Here is a 21861-nt window from a genome sequence, read left to right on the forward strand (position 1 = left end):
GATTCACCTTAATTCTGCGTTAAACGATTGTTGTAGTTTTTCGATAAGGGCGGCAATCATACGCTCAACTTCTTCATCTTGCAAGGTTTTATCCTCTGCTTGAAGAATAATTGCAATAGCAAGACTCTTTTTATCCTTACCGAGGCGTTCACCTTCAAATTGGTCAAAGAAGAATGTGTCAGCAAGCCATTCTCCAGCCTCATTACGTACCAATGCTGCAATGTCTGCAGCCGCGACTGACTTATCAACGACTAACGCCAAATCACGGCGTACAGCCGGGTATTTACCTATCGCATTGAATACCGGCACATCAGCTGCACGTAATGCCGAACAGGCAAGCTCAAACACCCACACGGCACTTCCTTTCATACCCAAAGTCTTTTGTAGATTTGGGTGTAGTGCACCGACGCAGCCAACGTATTGACCATCAATAAACACATCCGCACCCTGCCCGGGATGCAGGTAAGCTTGCTCAGTTGGTAGATATTCACCACGCCCATCAAGCAGTGTTTCAACCACACCTTTGACATCATAGAAATCGACCAAATGCCCATCCTGTGCCCATTGCTCAGGATACATACGGCCACACATCACACCGCCAATACGCATTTCCTGCGTACAATCAACAGCGCGAGTACCGTTAGGAATAAATACTTTACCTGTTTCAAACAGACGTAAATCAAGCTGTTGGCGATTGCGGTTATACGCCACTGTATTGACCAATCCTGGCAACAGACTAAGGCGCATTTCAGCAAGCTGTGCACTGATCGGATTATGCAATAAGATTGCTGCGTCGCCCGGGAAAAATGCTTCATGGCTAGCACGATCAATAAAGCTATAAGTAATAGCCTCATTAAAGCCTGCTCTGATCAGTTCTTCGCTGTGTCCATAGAGGCTGTTTTGTGTCTCTCGCGGGCGATAATCAACCACAGGCACAACCGCATCAACTTTGTCATACCCATCAACGCGGACAATCTCTTCGATTAAGTCTTCCTCTATCGCCATATCAAAGCGCCAGCTTGGGGGAGTGATCGACCAGCCATTATCTTGACTGCTTACACTACATCCAAGGCGCTTAAAAATGGTCTCTATCTGCGTATCTTCGTAACTACGGCCAACGCGCTTGGCAATAGCATCACGGTGCAGAGTAATTGCTGCACGCTGCGGCAATTTATCACTGTGCTCATCTGCGACAATATCGTGCACCGTACCGCCACAAATATCTGTGATCAACTGGGTCGCAAGAGCCATTGCTGCTTGCTGCAGGGTAAAATCCACCCCACGTTCAAAACGTTGCGCACTGTCACTCGCCAAGCCATAACGCCGCGCTTTACCTGCAATACAAACTGGATCAAACCATGCTGCTTCCAAGACGATATTGCGGGTTTGTGCGTGGCAGGCACTGTCAGCCCCACCCATCACACCGGCAAGTGCCAGTGGTTTTTGCGCATCTGCAATCAGCAATACGTCATCATCAAGCTCTGCTTTCTGCTCGTTGAGTAATTGCAACGACTCACCTTTTTTAGCGAATCGCACAACTATCCCGCCATCAATTTTATCGCCATCAAATGCATGCATTGGCGTACCGAGTGCCATCATCACATAGTTAGTGACATCAACCACGGCATCATGCGGACGCACACCAGCACGACGCAGGCGCTCAGCCAACCATAATGGTGTCGGTTTGCTCAGATCGACATTTTTGATCTCACGTGCAAGATACAGTGGGCAAGCTGAAGCTGCTTCATTTTGTACGCTAACTGTCGCTGCTTGAGAGCTCGCACTGTCTGCAGCCGTCTCAAGATCAACATCAGTATTGAATAAAACGCCAGCTTCGCGCGCCAAGCCGCGAACGGAAAACGCATCAGCACGGTTAGGGGTTAAATCAATATCCAAGATGGTATCATCGAGTTCTAACCAGCTACGGATATCCTCACCGACCGGTGCATCTTCAGGCAAAATCATCAAGCCGGCAGGATCGTCACTGATGCCCAGCTCACGCGCCGAACAAAGCATGCCATGAGATGGCACACCACGTAGCTTGGATTTTTTAATTTTAAAATCACCTGGCAATACAGCGCCGACCAATGCTGTTGGTACTTTCACACCTTGCGCGACATTCGGCGCACCACAGACAATTTGCAACAACTCATCCGCACCAACATCGACCGTTGCCACGCGCAGCTTATCTGCATCAGGGTGTGCTTCCAGCGTTTTCACTTCACCAATCACAATTTTACTGAATGCAGGTGCGGCAGGGATAACCTCATCCACTTCCAAGCCCGCCATTGTGAAACGCTGTGCCAATTCATCAGCAGGAAGATCAAGGCCATGTGCCTTGAGCCAATTCATACTCAAACGCATAACTTTACTCCTTATTCCCCTGCTTGAAACTGACACAAAAAGCGCACATCATTTTCAAAAAACATCCGTAAATCATTAACGCCATAACGCAGCATCGCCAATCGCTCAATTCCCATACCAAAAGCATAGCCCTGATAGCGCTCAGGATCGATATTCACATGGCGCAATACATTCGGGTGAACCATGCCACAGCCCAATACCTCAAGCCATTTATCGACCTTACCATTTGCATCGGCAAACCCAATATCAACTTCTGCAGATGGCTCAGTGAATGGGAAAAAAGATGGGCGAAAGCGCACTGCCAAATCATCACGCTCGAAGAATGCGCGCAAAAAGTGAATCAAGACACCTTTAAGATCAGCAAACGTCGTGTGTTCATCAATCACCATACCTTCGACTTGGTGGAACATCGGCGTGTGCGTCACATCCGAATCAGAGCGGTACACTCGCCCTGGCGCAATAAAACGCAGTGGCGGCTGTTCGGTTTCCAGCGTCCGAATTTGAACATTCGACGTATGCGTACGCAACACCGTCTGTGGATCAAAATAAAAAGTATCCTGCATAGCGCGCGCCGGGTGGTGTGCCGGAATATTGAGTGCTTCAAAGTTATGAAAGTCATCTTCAATTTCCGGGCCTTCTTTTACGGCAAAGCCAAGCCGATCAAACCAATCTTCAATACGACGACGGGTCAAGGTTACCGGATGCCAGCTGCCAACCGCTTCTTTGCGCCCAGGCAAAGTGATATCAATACGCTCGGCTGCAAGCTTAGCCGCCAACGCCGCCTCTTGTAACTCACTTTGGCGCGCTTGCAGTGCCTGCTGCAATTCACCCTTGGCTTCGTTGATAATTTTGCCTAATAGTGGTCGCTCGGAAGGCTCCGCTTTACCCAGCATTTGCATATGCCCGGCAAATAGTCCCTTCTTTGACAGATAAGTATTTTTGACGTCATCCAACGCACTCAAATCATTGGCATTAGCCAACGCTTGCAGCGCATCACGCAACGTCTCATCAAGTGCTTGTTGCAGCGCTTGTTGTGAAGCTGATTCGCTCATTGGGGAATATCCACAGAATGATAATAAACGAAGCATCATAGCAAAATGCCTGAACCATGCCTACCATTGCATCACTTGATGCAGCCACTTGACTATAGTAGTCCATGAAATTTCGATCATCTCTCCCTAACTTGATCAGCCAATAGATTCGTTTTCCCGTAGTATTGCCAAAATGAATTATCGCTCGTACGTAAAAAACCTGACAATAGACACCTGTCAGTGACGAAATATCACAACCTGCGTCGTGAACAACCCTTAAAAATTCGAGGTTAAGTTAAGGTAGCCAAAATGGGACAAATCAACTTATTACTACCAAATACCATCTATTATTTGGTCAGCACTAGACATAACCTCCACAATATATCCCGTAACTACACTCAATACTGAGCATATTAACCATAGAACACCATCTTATGAATAAAAACATCGTTATCACCACCTCATCCTGCGGCCTTGACTATTACGACCAGCCACATAACATCTATACAATTTACGGGCATGCACAAATTAAAGGTGAAGGCAATCTGATCAGCCTCACAGATATTGAAGATTTTTGCGCCATCCAAATGCGAGAACATCACCTGCAAGATAAAACCAGCAACATCACATTTATCTCCCCAAGTGTTGAGGAGATTAGCGCCAACCTCAATGAATTACTGGCTGCTGGGTATGAGCAATTATTTGTGGTCGTTTCAGAACAACTTGACTGTTATCGAAATTTCACGCTTGCCATCGATAAGCTCAGCGAACAAAACCAAGCAAAAATAAATCTTTATGGCTCAGTCACACAAGGATTTTGTGCCGGATTATTGGCGGTATACGCAGAACGACTACTGAATAAAGGCAGATCGCCAACATCAATTATCAAAGAGTTGGCAACACTAGAGCGTAACAGCATAATGCTCTATTGCGTGATGGATTTAGAATACGCACCAAAAACTATTTTTGTGGATATACTGCGCAAGCAATCACCACAACACCATGCCCGGTTCCCTATAGCAGTAGCCACAGGTGAAGGGGAAATACGCTACATCACAGCAGTAAACAGTGAAGAAGCACTAGTAGATCAGTTTACCAATGAAATACGCCGTTATATCGGTAATGCGCCATATTCGGGTTATGTTATATGCCCCAGTAACCACAGCATCAGTGAGTGGTTCTGCACAACACTCGCTGAAAAACTGGGGGAGAACCATATTGCCACCATGCCAATCACCCCGGTGATGGCACAGCTTGCCGGCCTAAATTGCCTTGCAGTTCGCGTTTACCAAACAGATGAAACTCCTTGGGCTAAGTAAAGCTACAGCCTTATCGACTTATACCAAAGAAGTATCACTTGTGGGAAATGCCATATTTTTAGAACACTGGAACAGTACTACAGTGCAAAAACCGCCATCTCAACCAGCTTACCTTCACTTGAGTACGCACAAAAAACGGCCACTAAAGTGGCCGTTTTTTGCATCTCTGTAAAGAAAATTTACAGTGCTGCTTTCGCTTTTTCAGTCAGTGCTGCAAAGACAGCTTTATCATAAACTGCCAACTCAGCAAGAATCTTGCGGTCAACAGTGATACCAGCTTTCTTCAGACCGTTGATAAAGCGGCTGTAAGACAAACCATGCTGACGAGCACCCGCGTTGATACGGATAATCCACAGCTGGCGGAACTGACGCTTCTTGTTACGGCGGTCACGATAAGCGTATTGACCCGCTTTGATGACTGCCTGATTAGCAACACGAAATACCTTACGGCGAGCGTTGTAATAACCTTTAGCTGCTTTCAGAACCTTCTTGTGACGCGCACGCGCAGTGACGCCTCTTTTAACTCGTGCCATGCTTTACTCCTTAACCGATCATTTGCTTGATTGCTTTAACATCACTTGCGTGTACCTGTGAAGTACCGCGCAGATGACGCTTACGCTTGGTCGGCTTTTTGGTCAGGATGTGACGCAGATGTGAACTGGCACGCTTGTAACCATTTTTGGTCTTTTTGAAGCGCTTTGCGGCGCCTCGGTGTGTTTTCATTTTAGGCATGGTAATAACTCCGCATTGTATTGTTTAGCCTTTTATCTTTTTGTTACCTACAAAAGTAGGTAACCCCTTAAATACGCAAAAGCCGTGCGGCGCAAGCGCTGCACGGTTATCGCGTGAATGTGACGTAATTACTTTTTAACTGGTGATAAGACCATCGTCATTTGACGGCCTTCCATACCAGCTTTTTGCTCTACCGTACCCACTTCGGCCAAATCGGCTTCAATGCGGTTGAGCAAATCACGCCCGAGGTCTTGGTGTGCCATTTCGCGGCCACGGAAACGTACCGTGACCTTGGCTTTATCGCCACCTTCGAGGAAACGGGTCAGGTTGCGTAGTTTGACCTGATAGTCTCCCTCGTCCGTCCCAGGACGGAATTTGACCTCTTTTACTTGGATGCGCTTCTGATTTTTCCGCGCTTCCTGTTGCTTCTTTTGCAGCTCAAACCGGAACTTGCCGTAATCCATGATTCGGCACACTGGTGGTTGTGCATTTGGTGCGACTTCCACTAGATCCATATTCTGGTCATAAGCTGCCTGCAAAGCTTCATCAATTGATACGACGCCGCGCTGTTCGCCATCGGCATCGACCAGTCGAATTTCTTTATCGGTGATCTTATCGTTAACCCGAGTTTCTTGTTGCTTAGCTATTGCTAAATCTCCTGTGCTTTGGTCTCAATCTTGTCGCGCATGAGTGCTGCGAACTCGCTCACGGCCATTACGCCAAGATCGCGCCCGTCTCGCGTACGTACTGCTACGTTTTCAGATTCCTTTTCACGGTCTCCGGCAACCAGCAAATACGGTATGCGCTCTAAAGTGTGTTCGCGGATTTTAAAGCCAATCTTCTCATTACGCAAATCTTTTTCGATGCGGAAGCCCTGTGCAGTCAATTTTTCATCGACTTCGCTGACATAATCACCCTGCGCATCGGTAATCGGCATAACAACGGCTTGGACGGGAGACAACCACAACGGCATCCAGCCAGCATACTGCTCAATCAGGATACCGATGAAGCGCTCCAGCGAACCGAGTATTGCGCGGTGGATCATAACCGGCGTTTGTTTATCGCCATTTTCATCGATGTATTGCGCACCAAGACGCCCCGGCATTGAGAAATCAAGCTGCACTGTTCCACACTGCCAGCGGCGACCAAGACTGTCTTTCAAAGTGAATTCAATTTTAGGGCCGTAGAATGCGCCTTCACCAGGTTGCAGAATATAATCCAAGCCCTGCTCTTCAAGAGCAGCTTTAAGATCTGATTCAGCTTCATCCCATAGTTCGTCAGAGCCAACACGTTGCTCAGGACGAGTAGAGAGTGCCAACTCAACTTCAGTAAAGCCGAAGTCTTTGTATACATCGTAAACCATCTTACAGCACTGCTCGATCTCGCTTTTAATCTGCGCGCGAGTACAAAAAATGTGCCCGTCATCCTGTACGAAACGACGCACACGCATCAAGCCGTGCAGCGTACCTGATGGTTCATTACGGTGGCAAATACCAAATTCGGCCATGCGAATCGGCAATTCCCGATAGCTACGCAAACCTTGATTGAAAATCTGCACATGCCCCGGACAGTTCATTGGCTTAACGGCATAGTCATGCTCATCAATACAGCAAGTAAACATATTGTTGCCAAACTTATCCCAGTGGCCGGATTTTTCCCACAACGTACGGTCAAGAATCTGCGGCGCCATCACTTCCTGATAGCCATATTCACGCAATTTGCCGCGCATGTAGTTTTCAATTTCGCGGTAAATCGTCCAGCCTTTGGCATGCCAAAATACCATACCCGGCGCTTCTTCCTGGAAGTGGAACAAGTCGAGCTGCTTACCTATTTTGCGGTGGTCACGCTTTTCCGCTTCCGCCATCTGCTCAAGGTAAGCATTAAGTGCTTTTTTGTCACGGAAAGCGACGCCGTAAATACGCTGCAATGGCTCACCATTGGCATCACCGCGCCAATAAGAGCCGGATAGTTTCATCAGTTTGAATGCCTTGATGTGCCCCATGTTCGGTACGTGTGGCCCACGACACATATCGAGATATTCTTGGTGATGGTAGAGGCCGACTTGCTTGACGTCAGCATCAAAATCGTCGATCAGGCGAATTTTGTAGGTTTCGCCGCGATCATCAAATGCAGCGCGCGCATCTGCAACAGGTGTCCATTTCTTTTCGACTTCGTAGCCTGTCTTGGCCAGCTCTTTCATGCGCTGCTCAAGCTTTGCAAGATCATCAGGATTAAAGCGGTGTTCGCAAGCAACGTCGTAGTAAAAGCCGTTTTCAATTACCGGACCAATGACCATTTTTGCATCTGGCCACAGCTGCTTCATGGCATGGCCGAGCAAGTGTGCACATGAGTGACGAATGATCTCCAGACCTTCATCGTCTTTTGCAGTGATAATCGAAAGCTCTGCATTTTCATTGATCGGATCACTTAAGTCCTGCAATTGCCCATTAACACGTACGGCAATTGCTGCTTTGGCAAGCCCTGCGCCAATTGATGCCGCAACTTCTGCGCCGGTGGTCGTTCCTTCAAAAGACTTAATACTGCCATCGGGAAGGGTAATATCGACCATAGAAAACTCCTTAATTACTCTGGATCAAGTACTTGCAACACTCGACCGGCAAAAGCTATGCTAAGCTTCGCGGATAGCCAACAATGCAGTTCGAGTTTGATTTTACAAACGGGCTATTTTAGTCGATATTGCGGCAAAACCAAACTTCGGAGTTATTTTATGTACCGCATCCATCATCTTGAGCAATCACGGAGCCATCGTATTGTTTGGTTAGCTGAAGAATTGCAGCTGAATTATGAGCTGGTGACTTATAAGCGAGATCCACAAACGCTACGTGCGCCGCAATCACTATGTGCCATTCACCCTTTGGGCAAATCTCCATTGTTGGAAGATAACGGACAAGTTATTAGTGAGTCGGCAAGCATCATCGACTATCTTCTAGACCGCCACAACCATAATTTACGCCCAGCATACGACACATCCGCTTACGAGCAATACCGCTACTGGCTACATTTTTCTGAAGCCAGCCTGATGCCTTTGCTATTCGCCCGCTTGATTGTCTCACGTACTGCAAAGCCACCTATTCCAGCGCTGCTACGCCCTATCACGAGCAAAGTTGTTAATGGCATAAACAGCGCTTTTTTTGATCCAGAACTCAGCAAGCTAACAACCTACCTTGCCGATCATTTGGATCAACAGCCGTATTTCGTTGGTGAATCGTTTACAGCAGCTGATATTCAGATGGCTTATCCGGTATCAGCTTTTGCTGGTGCGCATCCCACTATCGATGCGTGGCTAGAACGTGTTTGCAGCCGCCCTGCCCAGCAGCGAGCTGTTGAAAAGGGTGCTGCTATTGAGCGACCAGGCGCAAACTGATTCCGAATCAGCGATGATAGTCGGGGCTCAGCTCGTGCACGGCCTCAATCATCGCAGCTGCGTGCTCTGGTGGTACATCCGGCGTAATTCCATGGCCTAAATTAAAGATATGACGATGGCCGTGACCGTAGTCTGCCAGTACACGCGCTACTTCTGCACGAATAGTAGTAGGATTGGCGCGCAAAATACCGGGATCAAGATTCCCTTGTAATACCATATCATCGCCAACTGTCTGTCGTGCTTTTGCCAATGACGTGGTCCAATCCAAACCCAACCCTTGAGCACCACTGTCTTTCATCAAGTCCAACCACTGTCCGCCACCTTTGGTAAACAACATCGCGGGAACTTTATTACCTTGCGCATCATTTTGCAGACCAGCAACAATCTTCTTCATGTAATCAAGAGAGAACAATGGATACGCCCAATGTGGCAATGCCCCACCCCATGTATCAAAAATCATCACAATTTGCGCACCGGCGGCAATTTGCGCATTGAGATAGTCAGTAACTGACTGCGTCAGCTTAGCCAATAAGCCGTGCATGACTTCCGGCTGCTGATAGGCGAGCTTCTTTGCTTCAGCAAAATCACGACTGGATTTTCCCTCAACCATGTAGGTCGCCAACGTCCAAGGGCTACCAGTAAAGCCGATCAGCGGCACCTTACCATTAAGCTCACTGCGAATGGTACGCACCGCATTCATCACATAATCCAGCTCATCATCCATTTTGGGCAATGGCAATGCAGCCACATCTGCTTCACTGCGCACGGTTCGTGCAAATACAGGCCCTTGACCAGAAACAAATTCCAATCCCAAACCCATCGCATCAGGAATAGTTAGGATATCGGAAAATAAAATGGCAGCGTCGAGTGCGTAACGGCGTAGCGGCTGTAAAGTTACCTCACACGCCAGATCTGCATTGCGGCATAAGTCCATAAAACTACCGGCTTCACCACGCGTTGCGCGATATTCAGGTAAATAACGCCCAGCCTGACGCATCATCCAAACCGGTGTACGCTCTACTTTCTCTCCGCGCAACACGCGCAGCATTAAATCATTGTTCTCGCTCATCTCGCCTCCGAATCAATACTACTATTATGACCCAATACGTCATAAAACCGTGGCAATTCTAAACCATCTTTTCAATCGAACCATAAAAACACAGAAGGCTGACCATACAGCCAGCCTTCAATCATATAGGGACTATCTACTTAATCATCTTTATCAAGTACCGGCCATGCTTTCGGATCAACACCACGACCAATAATTGGGAAGTTCGCAGGGTTAAATGAAAGATCCATGATACCTTTGGTTTTTATTTGACGTTCGTAGTCTTTCAACACACGCAATGCCAAGCTGCCAAGTAGCAAAATAGCAACCAAGTTGATCAACGCCATCATGCCCATTGCCAAATCTGCATAATCCCAAACTGTAGAAAGATCCGCGACACTACCGAGATACACGACCCCAAGCACACAACAGCGGAATACGATGATTGCTATATTGGCATTACGGCGGCCGGCAATATAAGCAATATTCGACTCACCATAAGAGTAATTACCCAAGACGGAAGTAAAGGCGAAGAAGAACAGTGCAATCGTGATGTAATGAACACCCCAATCCCCAACAAAGGTAGACAACGCATTTTGCGTCAATGTAATACCCTGCACATCATCAGAGCCCGGGTTATAAAATTCCGGACCAGCCAAAATGATAATAACCGCTGTAACGGTACAGATAACCAAGGTATCAACAAACACACCAAACATCTGCATAAAACCTTGTACCGCAGGATGCTTAGGCACAGTCGTTGCGGCTGCAGCAATGTTCGGCGCAGAACCCATACCCGCTTCGTTAGAGAACAAGCCACGCTTAATACCGTTTAGCATAGCCGCTGCCAAGCCACCAAATACCCCACCGGCAACCTGATCAAGGCCAAAAGCACTCTTGTAAATTACCAACAATGCTGCTGGTACATCTGCAATATGGGTAATGACTACAAACAAACCAATCAGGATATAGCCAAGCGCCATCAGTGGCACAATTACTTCTGAGACCTGACCAACACGGTGAATACCACTAAAAATAATTGGCGCGATCAATAAGACCAAGCCGATACCAACCCATTTAGTATCCCAACCAAGTGACGTTTGTAGCGCATCGGCAATCGTATTTGCCTGCGCAGCATTAAAAGCAAAGCCAAAGGCAATCAGCAAGCAAATTGCAAAAATAATGCCCAGCCAACGCTGTTTCAGCCCTCGCTCAATATAGTATGCTGGCCCACCGCGGAATTGCCCTGGATTTTCTCCGGCAACCTTATAGACTTGCCCTAGCGTCGACTCAATAAATGCCGTTGCCATACCGACTAAAGCAGTCACCCACATCCAAAACACCGCACCAGGTCCGCCAACGCTGATCGCAATGGCCACCCCAGCCAGATTACCCGTACCAACACGTGCCGCCAACGAAGTCGCCAACGCCTGAAATGAAGATACGCCATGCTCAAGCCCACCGCCGTTACGGCTATGCTTGATCAGACCAATCGTATGCGCAAACAAGCGTACTTGAACCACACGAGTCAGAACGGAAAAGTACAACCCTGCGCCAACCAGCAGTACAACCAAGACCTTGCCCCACAAGACCCCATTAATTGAGCCAACAAGCTCATGAATCCATGCCAACATACCGAACTCCAAAAAATAATTTGCTAAGATAGCACATTAACAAACATTTAAATACTGACCCAATGATTAAATTAATAATCAATTTCATTTAGAAAATAGCACATATAACTCTACCCCAATAAAAGTGCTTTAAAATCCCTAACAAGCATTGACATAGCCACGCAATAACGTACATTGCATTCCATACAACTTACTTAAAATGGTTCTTAATTAATGAGTAAAAGTATCATCACCCACACCCAGTATTTCAGCCGTGAATTTGTACGCAATACTTCAAAACCAGACAAATTTGTCGCGCCAACTATTGAAGAAGAAACTTTACACTGGATTGATTTTTCATCAAATTTAGACGCCGAAGAACTTACTAAAACACTACAACCTTACAATATCCACGAACTGGTCATTGAAGACATCTGCAACACTCGTCAACAGCCAAAAGTAGAACTTTATGACGACTATATCTTTCTCGTCTCTCGCGCCTTTAAATATAAGTCAGGCAAACTACAAGGCGAGCAAATATCAATGATCATCAAAGCCAATATGGTAATGACGTTCCGTAGCGGCCAGATAGCCATCTTTGAGCCAATGGGAGCACGCTTTGATCATCAACCCAGAGATGACGATGAGTTCAGCGCAGGATTTTTAGCCTACACCTTATTAGATTGCCTGGTAGATGATTATTTTGACGTCACCGAACATCTCATTGACAAGATAGACAAAAGTGACCGCAAACTGTTTTCACCCGATTCAAAGCTAACCTTGGCAAAGGCACATACCCTGCGCCTTGAAGCAGGCAAGCTACGCCGCTATATGCGCCGCACCAATGACAGCGTCATCCAGTTAATGCGCAACCCACACCCACTGATTGATGAACACACCAAAGTCTATTTTCGCGATATTGCTGACCACTGCTCACAAATGGTCGATACCCTCGATGGCGCACGCGATACAATCAGTTCCATTACTGATACTTACCTGAATATCCAGTCCAACCAGCTTAACTTGCAAATGCGCCTGCTCACGGTCATCACCATCATCTTTATGCCTCTAACCGTACTCACCGGCATCTACGGCATGAACTTCGACTACATGCCCGAGCTAAAATATCATTACGCCTATTTCATACTATTAGGTGTCATGGCGACAATTGTTATCGTATTATTGATCGTCTTTCGCAAAAAACGTTGGCTTTAATTATCACCACATGACATTTAAGGAGTAATTATGGGTACTGGAATCATCGGCATGATCGTCATTGGCTTTCTCGCTGGATTAATCGCACGTGCGCTGCACCCGGGACAAGACAATCTCGGCTGCCTATTGACCATTGGCTTGGGTATTGCCGGTTCATTTGTTGCGGGCTTTATTGGCCGCGGTCTCGGCTGGTACCGTGAGGGCGAGCCAGTCGGATTTTTAATGTCCGTCATCGGCGCAATCTTAATTCTCGTCGTCTACAACATGGTAACGCGTAAGCGCTAAGCCAGACGCAATGGGCATTCAATCATTCAGTAAAATGCATGGGCTGGGCAATGATTTCATTGTCCTGAATGCCCTACACGAACCTTTCGATTGGTCAGCGGCACATATTCGCGAGCTGGCTGACCGTTATACCGGTATTGGCTTTGATCAACTCTTGGTGGTCGAGCCACCCCCTTCTCCCGATACAGATTTCGCCTACCGCATATTTAATGCCGACGGCAGTGAGGTAGAGCATTGCGGCAACGGCGCTCGCTGTTTCGGGAAATACATCCGAGACCATAACCTCTGCCCTACTAAGAACCAATATCGCGTCGCCATCAAAAAAGGGATTATCGATATTGCCTATGCAGGAGAAAAAGACGGAATTGATCAATTTCGCGTGAATATGGGCGAACCAGATTTCACCCCTTTCACCACCGAACAGTGCGACCGTCTACACCAACCTATTTCTGTAAATGAGCACAATTGCTCCTTCGGTATTGTTTCTATGGGTAACCCCCATGCCGTTACCGCATGTCACGACATCACAAATGCTGCGGTCACACCTATTGGCTCAGCACTACAAAAGCACCCTCTTTTCCCTGCACAAGTAAACGTTGGCTTCATGCAAATCATCCATCGTGGTGCAATCGCACTACGTGTTTTTGAACGCGGTGTCGGTGAGACGCAAGCATGTGGCACAGGCGCATGTGCAGCCGCTGCGGTAGGTATCGCGCGAGGAGACCTCGATCAATCTGTAGCAGTAAAAATGCATCGCGGTGAACTCATCATTGAATGGTGCGGAGAAGGTCATGACCTATTTATGACCGGCCCGGCTGAAACCGTGTATCACGGCACACTGGCATGAGTTCAGGCAACGATCTTTTACTTTTACAAGACTACCTGCGCTATATCCGATACGAACGACAGCTGGCCGAAAGCAGTTGTGCCACCTACCAGCGCATACTGACCTCTCTCACACAACAAACAGACGTTCCTCTACATCAGCTTGACCAGAACGCCTTGCAAGCATTACTCAATGCCGCATATCGTAAAGGCATTAATCCACGGACACTAGTACAGCACAGAGCGGCATTACGCAGCTATTTTTCATGGCTAAACATGCAAGGCAAATGCAGTAACGACCCAACATCCGGGCTAAAACTCCCCAAGCACCGCGAGCAAGCACTACCGGAAACCCTGTCCCCAGAAGAACTTGGCCAATTACTGCAGCCACCACCCGAGGATGAAAATGATCCGCTTATTTTGCGTGATCATGCCATTGGTGAGCTGTTTTACAGCAGCGGCCTGCGCCTCGCAGAATTGGCCGCTTTAGACATTGACAGCATAGGCAAACAACATTTACGCATCCGCGGCAAAGGCGGCAAAGTACGCAACATATATATTGGCAGTAAAGCTCAAATTGCTTTGCAACGCTGGTTTTCAGTTCGTACCCAATGGAGCTCGCCAGCCGATAATGAATTGGCACTATTTCTTTCTCGACGTGGCAACCGCCTTAGCCACCGCAGTATACAATTGTCCTTAGAGCGCCTCGCACAGCGCAACCTTCCCGGCCGACACATTCACCCACACCAATTACGCCACAGTTTCGCCAGCCACATTCTGCAATCCAGCCAAGATATCCGCAGCGTACAAGAGCTTTTAGGCCATAGCAGCCTAAGCACCACACAAATTTATACCCACCTAGACTACCAACATTTGAACAAGGCATACCATCAAGCACATCCACGCGCACAAAAGCATAAAATTGATAATACCGACAAAAGTTAATAAATTATCACCTGCCATTTCATGCAATTTATTGCAATTAATACCGTAAACTCATAACATTGGTTCAGTTTTCCAACCAAAAGGTAGAGATAAATATGAAAAAATTACTGATCGCAGCCATTGCTACCACTTTTGCTACAGGTGCATTTGCTCAAGATGCTGAGCAGTGCAAAGTTGTCATTGAAGGCAATGACGCCATGCAATACAACATTGACAACTTCACCATCAACAAAGAAGCTTGCCCTGAGTTCACTGTAGAGCTTGACCATGTCGGCAACTTGCCAAAAAATGCCATGGGGCACAACGTTGTGATTTCAGCTACTGGTGATTTCCAAGCTATTGCAAATGATGGCATCAGCGCCGGTATCGATAACGACTACCTCAAGCCAGATGACGAACGCGTCATCGCCCACACTGACGTCGTTGGTGGCGGTGAAAAAACAGAAGTTAGCTTCAGCACAGCTGATCTTGAGGCTGGTGGTGACTACACATTCTTCTGTAGCTTCCCAGGTCACAGCTCAATCATGAAAGGCAGCATCACTGTCGAGTAATATCGCTTTTCGAGCAGAAACGGCTCCTTTGGGGCCGTTTTTTTATGCGGCAATTATTTACAAACGTATAGTTTTATACAAACGCTACGTACACGATGCTACACAATCAGTTACCCCACTAAACCCCAATTTATTGCGAATACTGATCGCTATCAGGAAAATTAACGCAGCTGCCAGCCGCATTCATTCAAATTATTTGGTCATCATATGACCTGAAAATATGAAAGTTTGGCACAAGGAAAAGTAATTCCACCTTGCCCAATAGTACTTACTCACATAAAATTCAGCTTTTTATTCCACCGAGGCCAACCATGCTTGATGATATACGAGAAAAGAAGACCAGCCTAACGACTTATATACTGGTAGGCCTCGCAGGTATTGGTATGTTGTTTATTGGTGTGCCATTTTTTGCCATGGATCAAAGCAACAGCGTTGCTGAAGTAAACGGACAAGATATTTCATACAACCAGTTCCAGCGCGCAGTAGGCGATATTCAACGCAATAATCCTGATCTTCCATTACAACAAGCCGAGAGTGAAGCAATGCGCCAACTCATCAGCCAGTTGGTGCTGAGCGAACATGTTGGCAAAACTGGATTCCACTACCCTGACCAAGCACTTTACGAGACAATTAAAGAGCGCTTTAACGACGAAACGGAATACCAGCACTTTTTGAACCGTATTGGGATGGACGCTGCAAACTACGAGCGCCTAGTACGCCATGATATGGCCACGCAAACGTACTACAGTATGCTGGCACAAGCGCAACGCAGTCAGCCAATTATCGCTGATACCTTTATCAAAAATATTGCTCAAAACCGCTCATTCAGTATCGTCCGCCTGCCTATTGCTGATGCCATGTCTAAGGCCAAGGTTAACGATGCCGATATTCAAGCTTATTACGATGAACACCACGAAGCATTGATGCAGCCACCAGAAGTTGCATTAAATTATGTTCTTTTTGATATTGCCACTCTGGCTGATCCAAGCAAAGTAAGCCCGCAAGCACTGGAACAAGCGCGTTCAGAATTACTCGCCAAGTCCTCAAAGCGTGATGGTGATTACTTATTATTTGATGAAAAATCCAGCGCCGAGAAAGCCCATCAAGAGCTGCTTGATGGTGTAGATTTGGCCACAATCACTGCAGCAATTGATGATGGTTCGGAAAGTGGCGAGCATGGTAAATTCAATTTGCACAGCCAAGGGGAAGGGCTTTCTCAAAAGGCAGATGATGCACTTTTTGCACTTGATAAAACGGGTGATATCTCACCTGTTCTCGATACAGATTATGGATTTATGATTGTCGTTGCAGGCCAAATTCAGCAAGGTGACGTTCCAGACGATGAAACACTCCGCCAACAAATTGCCAACGAAAATGCCCAAGCACGCTACCATGAATTGACCAACAAAGCTTTTGATGCAGCCCAAAGTGGCTCAGATATCAAGCAAATTGCTGCTCTGCTAGGAGTTGAAGCCCAACAGACTGGCCTGTTTAACCAAGAGAACCCACCCAAGCCTTGGATGAACGAAGAAGATGTCGCACCACAATTGTTTGGTGAGCAACAAGTTGGCGTCGGTGAAATGGCACAGCCGGTTGCCTTAAGCGACGACCAGAGCGTTTTCTTCGCCATCAGTGAACGCCAAGACGCCAAGCTTCCTCCTTTGGCTGATATTCAAGCTGAAGTAAAAGCATTAGCCACTCAAGCTGCTGCAGAAAAACAACTCGATACTGCAGCTGATGAAGTGAAGGCACAATGGACTGATATACAGCCTCCAGAAGCACTTATCGCGCAGCACAATGGCAGCGTCACGCAATATACAGACCTCGCTCCGGGCCAACAGCAAAACAACCTTACTGAAGACACCCTACGCGCACTTTTCCAACAAAGTGAACAGGTAGCGATATTAAATGCTGACAATGGCGATAAGCTGATTGCCCGCCTTGATAGTGTATCCAGTGGTGAAATTGATGAGGCGATACAAAACTTCATCAGCACCCAGTGGCAACGACAAGAGCAGCTCTTAAACTACCAAGGTATGCTGAGCTGGCTCACTGAACATGCTGACATCAGAATCGAACGACAACCTACCCAATAAAAAGGCCATAACAACTTAGTACTATCTACACCATGACAGATTTAAAATAGTGAGCAATCTTATCTGCTTGTTCATACAGATCTATTATGGGCGATGTTATGATTTAAATATCGCAGCAGCGATATCACTAACAACAAAGGAGAGCATTATGAACTGGGATCAAATTATGGGTCAGTGGACTCAACTCAAAGGTAAAGCCAAACAACAATGGGGTAAGCTCACCGATGATGATTTAGATATTATCGATGGTAAGAAAGATGTTCTGATCGGTAAGCTGCAAGAGCGTTACGGCTACACAAAAGAAGAAGCTGAACGCGAAGCTGATAAGTTCGATTTCTAATTCAACGAAAGTCAGCCCGGTATCGCCGGGCTGACTTTTTTATTGTATGAACCTAATTATTGCCCTTTTCAGCGGCTCAATCATGACACTGGCATTCGCACCATTCTCACAATGGTACGTTGCCATCATTGGCATGCTTGCACTGTCATGGCTGTGGTTACGCCCGGAAACAACCCGCCCTGGTTTGACAGGGTTCTTTTTTGGGCTTGGCTATTTTGGTGTCGGTTTACACTGGGTATATATTAGCTTGTACTCATTTGGCGGTGCAGCGCTAAGCTTTGCCATTTTTGCCAATATTATTCTCATTCTTTTCCTCGCACTATTCCCAATGGTCACGGGCTGGCTACTCGGTAAAATCAGCAGATCCGCCACATTACTACGTATGCTTTTGATCCCATTCCTTTGGTGTCTAGGGGAACTCGCCAGAGCATACATTCTCACAGGCTTCCCATGGCTCAGCCTCGGCTATAGTCAACTCGGCGCACCTCTGGATGGCCTTGCTCCAATTACCGGCGTATTTGGCATTTCACTGGCAGTTGCCATGATTGCAAGCCTCATTGCGTATGCATGGATCACGCACCAAAAAGCCCCCATTCTTTTTGCGCTTATTATTTTAGCTACCGTCTATATCAGCCGTACACTGCACTTCACCAACCCCGTTGGCAATCGACTCTCCGTTGCCTTGGTGCAAGGTAATATCGCGCAGACGATTAAATTTAACCCAGCCCATATGCTGGAAGGGCTTGAAAAATACGTCACACTCTCAGCAAACCGCCATGAAAGCGTCATTATATGGCCAGAAACGGCAATTCCTTTTTTGGAAAGCGACGTCACAGATAGTCATATAAAAGAACTAAACACACTATTTTTAAGTAAAAATCAGACACTTGTTACCGGTATTCCTTCTGGCAGCTGGGAAGAAGAGCGGTTTTTTAACAGCGTTATCGCTTTAGGTAGAGGCGAAGGCCGTTACGACAAACATCATTTATTGCCCTTCGGCGAGTTCATTCCGATGCGAACTTTCCTGAATTTCTTTAATGATTTTGTTGAGATCCCTTTTAATGATTTCTCTCGTGGTGATGCCAAGCAGCCACCCATGATCACAAACGGTATTCGCGCTGGCGTCTCGATTTGTTTTGAAGCGGCATTTGGCCGAGACATACGCCACGCTATGCCTGAAGCCCAGTACCTGATCAACATCAGCAACGATAGCTGGTTTAAAGATTCCATCGCAGCAGACCAACATCTGCAAATGGCCCAGATGCGCTCCCGAGAGCTCGAGCGCGAGACAGCACGCGCAACCAACGATGGCATCACTACTATCATCGACGCACGCGGTAATTTACGCAAACGCCTTCCCCGTTTTGAAGCCGCCGTGCTATCCGGCTATATCCAGCCACATATTGGTACAACGCCTTATGCTCGTTATGGCAATACCATCTTTGTCGTGATGATGGCTCTCTATGCTATGATGCTTGGTCTGTTCACCTTAACTTTAAGATCGCATGCAAGCACAGTACCAAGCCAACATCATCGAACCTGATATTCAGGAAAACTGGGGAAAACAACGCGCCTTTGAGGCCAAGCCTGACGACACGCGCGAAAAATTCTATTGCCTTTCCATGTTCCCCTACCCTTCCGGGAAACTGCACATGGGGCACGTCCGCAACTATACGATTGGCGACGTTATCAGCCGCTATCAGCGCATGCTCGGTAAAAACGTCCTACAACCCATGGGTTGGGATGCATTCGGCCTGCCTGCAGAAAATGCCGCGATTGACCGCCAAGTAGCCCCCGCTGAATGGACTTACAGCAACATCGCAGATATGCGCGGACAACTCAACCGACTTGGCTTTGCCTTCGATTGGTCTCGTGAGCTCGCAACTTGCCACCCTGAATACTACCGCTGGGAACAATGGCTATTCACGCGCTTATACGAAAAAGGCATCATTTACCGTAAGAATGGCACAGTTAACTGGGATCCTGTCGAGCACACTGTACTCGCCAACGAGCAAGTCGTCGACGGTAAAGGCTGGCGCAGCGGTGTACCGGTTGAGCGCCGTGAAATCCCGATGTATTATTTCAACATCACAGCTTATGCAGATGAGCTACTTGACGACCTTGATCAGCTTGAAGGCTGGCCTGATCAAGTTAAAACCATGCAGCGCAACTGGATCGGCAAATCACGCGGTATGGATGTCGTATTCCCTTATGCCGAAGGTGAGGGAAAACTGACTGTTTTCACTACCCGTCCGGATACACTGATGGGCGCTACTTATTGTGCCGTAGCAGCCGAACATCCACTTGCCACACAAATGGCTGAGAACAATCCTGAACTTGCCGCATTCATCAAGGAATGCCGCCAGCAAGGTGGTGTTTCAGAAGCGGAACGTGCCAAGCAAGAGAAAAAAGGCATGTTCAGTGGTGCGTATGTTCTCCATCCACTCACTGATGAAAAAGTACCTGTATGGGTCGCTAACTACGTCCTGATGGATTACGGCGAGGGTGCGGTTATGGCAGTTCCTGCGCATGACCAGCGTGACTTCGAATTTGCCACCCAGTACGACCTTACTATCAAGCAGGTTATCAACACTGGCAAAGATGACACTCTGCCAAGCACTGAGCACGGCACACTCATTAACTCTAATGAGTTCGATGGTATGGACTTTGACACGGCTTTCAATGCCATCGCCAAAGTACTCACTGAAAAAGAACTCGGCAAAACCACTATTCAATACCGCCTGCGTGACTGGGGTATTTCCCGTCAGCGTTATTGGGGCTGCCCAATTCCAGTGGTTCATACCGATGAACACGGTGACGTTCCGGTTGCAGACAAAGATCTTCCCGTCCGCTTGCCTGAAAACCTGATCCCCGATGGCAGCGGCAACCCACTCTCAAAGCTTGATGACTTTACACGTGCGAGCAGCCCGATCGACGGTAGCCCTGCACGACGCGAAACAGACACCATGGATACTTTCGTTGAGTCGAGCTGGTACTTTGCTCGCTACTGCTGCGCCAAAAATAGCGAACAGATGCTTGATGAAGAGGCCAATTACTGGCTGCCTGTCGACCAATACATCGGCGGTATTGAGCACGCCATTCTCCACCTTCTCTATGCGCGCTTCTTCACCAAGCTACTGCGTGATGAAGGTCTGCTCAAAATTGACGAGCCATTTAAGCGTCTGCTCACTCAAGGTATGGTACTGGCACAAACGTGGTATCGCGATGGAGCGGATGGTCGCAAGCAATGGTTCAACCCTGCAGACGTCGAGCCAATCACTGATGAAAAAGGCCGGATCACCGGCGGCACCCTCATCGCAGATGGCCAGCCGGTCAATTATGGTGGCATGGAAAAGATGTCCAAATCCAAAAACAACGGTATTGATCCAGCCAGTTTGGTACAGCAATACGGTGCTGATACTGCACGTCTCTATACCATGTTTGCAGCGCCACCGGAGTCCACACTCGAATGGTCGGATAACGGAGTGGAAGGAGCACACCGCTTCCTGAAGCGTCTGTGGGCTTATTGCCATGAGTTTAAAGACCAACTCGGCAATGAGCACAGCACTGACAGCAGTACACTCGACGAAAAGCACCAAGCGATTCGCCGCGACATCCATGAACAAATCCGCTCAGCCCGCTTCGACTACCAGCGCAGCCAATTCAACACTGTCGTCTCTGCTGCCATGAAATTGCTCAATACCCTTGGTGACATTGAGCCTGGCAATGAAGCATTGCGCAATGAAGGCGTACGCACACTGCTACTGATTTTGGCACCAATTGTGCCACACATCACGCAGCAATTATGGGTCGATCTCGGCTATGGTGAGAGTATTCTGGACGTTGCATTGCCTGAAGTGGATGAATCCGCGCTCAAGCAGGATAAACTCACTCTTGTCGTGCAAATCAACGGCAAACGCCGTGGTGAAATCACCGTCCCGGCTGATATGGGTAAAGACGACATTATTGCCACAGCACAAGCTGATGAAACCCTTGCCAAGCACCTTGAAGGCACAACTTTGCGCAAAGCGATTGTCGTACCAAATAAGCTAGTCAACTTGGTGGTTGGCTAATCGACCCGACCAATCCGGCTTAAATCATGCCGGATTGGT

The 21861-nt window shown here is 47.5% G+C and carries 19 protein-coding genes; 11 read left to right on the plus strand and 8 right to left on the minus strand.

The features are described 5' to 3' along the window. Positions 1-3 precede the first annotated feature (3 nt). Positions 4-2364 (minus strand): phenylalanine--tRNA ligase subunit beta, encoded by a 2361-nt coding sequence (pheT, locus tag KRX19_09745; GenBank protein ID MBV7435306.1) that lies wholly within the window; start codon positions 2362-2364, stop codon positions 4-6. 11 nt (positions 2365-2375) lie between these two features. Further along, entirely contained in the window at positions 2376-3416 is a 1041-nt protein-coding gene (pheS, locus tag KRX19_09750; protein ID MBV7435307.1) for a phenylalanine--tRNA ligase subunit alpha, read from the minus strand. A gap of 413 nt (positions 3417-3829) precedes the next feature. On the opposite strand from pheS, the gene KRX19_09755 reads away from it, so the two are divergent. After that, on the plus strand, positions 3830-4714 hold the full coding sequence (locus tag KRX19_09755) for a DegV family protein (GenBank protein ID MBV7435308.1): 885 nt from the start codon (positions 3830-3832) through the stop codon (positions 4712-4714). A 179-nt stretch (positions 4715-4893) separates the two neighbouring features. On the opposite strand, the gene rplT is transcribed toward KRX19_09755, so the two are convergent. The 4 genes from rplT to thrS form a co-directional block, all read right to left on the minus strand. Continuing rightward, positions 4894-5247 (minus strand): 50S ribosomal protein L20, encoded by a 354-nt coding sequence (gene rplT / locus KRX19_09760; GenBank protein MBV7435309.1) that lies wholly within the window; start codon positions 5245-5247, stop codon positions 4894-4896. A gap of 10 nt (positions 5248-5257) precedes the next feature. Then, positions 5258-5446 carry a 50S ribosomal protein L35 gene (gene rpmI / locus KRX19_09765; protein ID MBV7435310.1) on the minus strand — a complete coding sequence of 63 codons (189 nt, stop codon included), beginning with the start codon at positions 5444-5446 and terminating at the stop codon, positions 5258-5260. A 128-nt stretch (positions 5447-5574) separates the two neighbouring features. Next, complete coding sequence (gene infC / locus KRX19_09770; GenBank protein MBV7435311.1) at positions 5575-6093, minus strand: translation initiation factor IF-3; 519 nt, start codon at positions 6091-6093, stop codon at positions 5575-5577. A 2-nt stretch (positions 6094-6095) separates the two neighbouring features. Then, a complete protein-coding gene (gene thrS / locus KRX19_09775; GenBank protein ID MBV7435312.1) occupies positions 6096-8015 on the minus strand; it encodes a threonine--tRNA ligase in 1920 nt (639 codons plus the stop codon). A 159-nt stretch (positions 8016-8174) separates the two neighbouring features. On the opposite strand from thrS, the gene KRX19_09780 reads away from it, so the two are divergent. Further along, positions 8175-8831 (plus strand): glutathione S-transferase, encoded by a 657-nt coding sequence (locus KRX19_09780; GenBank protein MBV7435313.1) that lies wholly within the window; start codon positions 8175-8177, stop codon positions 8829-8831. Positions 8832-8838: 7 nt separating this feature from the next. Here KRX19_09780 and hemE read toward each other — a convergent pair whose 3' ends face one another. Both hemE and KRX19_09790 read right to left on the minus strand, forming a co-directional pair. Then, a complete protein-coding gene (gene hemE / locus KRX19_09785; GenBank protein ID MBV7435314.1) occupies positions 8839-9900 on the minus strand; it encodes a uroporphyrinogen decarboxylase in 1062 nt (353 codons plus the stop codon). Positions 9901-10040: 140 nt separating this feature from the next. Beyond that, entirely contained in the window at positions 10041-11513 is a 1473-nt protein-coding gene (locus KRX19_09790) for an alanine:cation symporter family protein (GenBank protein MBV7435315.1), read from the minus strand. Positions 11514-11726: 213 nt separating this feature from the next. On the opposite strand from KRX19_09790, the gene corA reads away from it, so the two are divergent. The 9 genes from corA (at position 11727) to leuS (ending at position 21822) form a co-directional block, all read left to right on the plus strand. Further along, a complete protein-coding gene (gene corA / locus KRX19_09795; GenBank protein MBV7435316.1) occupies positions 11727-12707 on the plus strand; it encodes a magnesium/cobalt transporter CorA in 981 nt (326 codons plus the stop codon). A 30-nt stretch (positions 12708-12737) separates the two neighbouring features. Then, positions 12738-12992 (plus strand): GlsB/YeaQ/YmgE family stress response membrane protein, encoded by a 255-nt coding sequence (locus tag KRX19_09800; GenBank protein ID MBV7435317.1) that lies wholly within the window; start codon positions 12738-12740, stop codon positions 12990-12992. A 10-nt stretch (positions 12993-13002) separates the two neighbouring features. Further along, positions 13003-13839, plus strand: a complete 837-nt coding sequence (gene dapF, locus KRX19_09805) for a diaminopimelate epimerase (protein MBV7435318.1) — start codon at positions 13003-13005, stop codon at positions 13837-13839. Continuing rightward, on the plus strand, positions 13836-14762 hold the full coding sequence (locus tag KRX19_09810; protein MBV7435319.1) for a tyrosine-type recombinase/integrase: 927 nt from the start codon (positions 13836-13838) through the stop codon (positions 14760-14762). Before dapF ends, KRX19_09810 begins: the two co-directional genes overlap by 4 nt. Before the next feature lie 95 nt (positions 14763-14857). Continuing rightward, entirely contained in the window at positions 14858-15313 is a 456-nt protein-coding gene (gene azu, locus KRX19_09815) for an azurin (GenBank protein ID MBV7435320.1), read from the plus strand. 311 nt (positions 15314-15624) lie between these two features. Further along, on the plus strand, positions 15625-17409 hold the full coding sequence (locus tag KRX19_09820; protein MBV7435321.1) for a SurA N-terminal domain-containing protein: 1785 nt from the start codon (positions 15625-15627) through the stop codon (positions 17407-17409). 148 nt (positions 17410-17557) lie between these two features. After that, the gene (locus tag KRX19_09825; protein MBV7435322.1) at positions 17558-17749 is read left to right on the plus strand and encodes a CsbD family protein; all 192 of its coding nucleotides are present in this window, start codon (positions 17558-17560) and stop codon (positions 17747-17749) included. A gap of 82 nt (positions 17750-17831) precedes the next feature. Beyond that, positions 17832-19292 carry an apolipoprotein N-acyltransferase gene (lnt, locus tag KRX19_09830; protein ID MBV7435323.1) on the plus strand — a complete coding sequence of 487 codons (1461 nt, stop codon included), beginning with the start codon at positions 17832-17834 and terminating at the stop codon, positions 19290-19292. Next, positions 19255-21822: a leucine--tRNA ligase gene (gene leuS, locus KRX19_09835; protein ID MBV7435324.1), complete on the plus strand. Its 2568-nt coding sequence runs from the start codon at positions 19255-19257 to the stop codon at positions 21820-21822. Before lnt ends, leuS begins: the two co-directional genes overlap by 38 nt. Positions 21823-21861: the final 39 nt, after the last annotated feature.

The organism is Cardiobacteriaceae bacterium TAE3-ERU3 (assembly GCA_019218315.1).
Lineage (GTDB): Bacteria > Pseudomonadota > Gammaproteobacteria > Cardiobacteriales > Cardiobacteriaceae > JAHUUI01.

Excerpts from the sequence above, each read along its gene's own strand:
- pheT (MBV7435306.1), bottom strand. The coding sequence starts at position 2,364 with ATGCGTTTGAGTATGAATTGGCTCAAGGCACATGGCCTTGATCTTCCT.
- pheS (MBV7435307.1), bottom strand. The coding sequence starts at position 3,416 with ATGAGCGAATCAGCTTCACAACAAGCGCTGCAACAAGCACTTGATGAG.
- KRX19_09755 (MBV7435308.1), top strand. The coding sequence starts at position 3,830 with ATGAATAAAAACATCGTTATCACCACCTCATCCTGCGGCCTTGACTAT.
- rplT (MBV7435309.1), bottom strand. The coding sequence starts at position 5,247 with ATGGCACGAGTTAAAAGAGGCGTCACTGCGCGTGCGCGTCACAAGAAG.
- rpmI (MBV7435310.1), bottom strand. The coding sequence starts at position 5,446 with ATGCCTAAAATGAAAACACACCGAGGCGCCGCAAAGCGCTTCAAAAAG.
- thrS (MBV7435312.1), bottom strand. The coding sequence starts at position 8,015 with ATGGTCGATATTACCCTTCCCGATGGCAGTATTAAGTCTTTTGAAGGA.
- KRX19_09780 (MBV7435313.1), top strand. The coding sequence starts at position 8,175 with ATGTACCGCATCCATCATCTTGAGCAATCACGGAGCCATCGTATTGTT.
- hemE (MBV7435314.1), bottom strand. The coding sequence starts at position 9,900 with ATGAGCGAGAACAATGATTTAATGCTGCGCGTGTTGCGCGGAGAGAAA.
- KRX19_09790 (MBV7435315.1), bottom strand. The coding sequence starts at position 11,513 with ATGTTGGCATGGATTCATGAGCTTGTTGGCTCAATTAATGGGGTCTTG.
- corA (MBV7435316.1), top strand. The coding sequence starts at position 11,727 with ATGAGTAAAAGTATCATCACCCACACCCAGTATTTCAGCCGTGAATTT.
- KRX19_09800 (MBV7435317.1), top strand. The coding sequence starts at position 12,738 with ATGGGTACTGGAATCATCGGCATGATCGTCATTGGCTTTCTCGCTGGA.
- dapF (MBV7435318.1), top strand. The coding sequence starts at position 13,003 with ATGGGCATTCAATCATTCAGTAAAATGCATGGGCTGGGCAATGATTTC.
- KRX19_09810 (MBV7435319.1), top strand. The coding sequence starts at position 13,836 with ATGAGTTCAGGCAACGATCTTTTACTTTTACAAGACTACCTGCGCTAT.
- azu (MBV7435320.1), top strand. The coding sequence starts at position 14,858 with ATGAAAAAATTACTGATCGCAGCCATTGCTACCACTTTTGCTACAGGT.
- KRX19_09820 (MBV7435321.1), top strand. The coding sequence starts at position 15,625 with ATGCTTGATGATATACGAGAAAAGAAGACCAGCCTAACGACTTATATA.
- KRX19_09825 (MBV7435322.1), top strand. The coding sequence starts at position 17,558 with ATGAACTGGGATCAAATTATGGGTCAGTGGACTCAACTCAAAGGTAAA.
- lnt (MBV7435323.1), top strand. The coding sequence starts at position 17,832 with ATGACACTGGCATTCGCACCATTCTCACAATGGTACGTTGCCATCATT.
- leuS (MBV7435324.1), top strand. The coding sequence starts at position 19,255 with ATGCAAGCACAGTACCAAGCCAACATCATCGAACCTGATATTCAGGAA.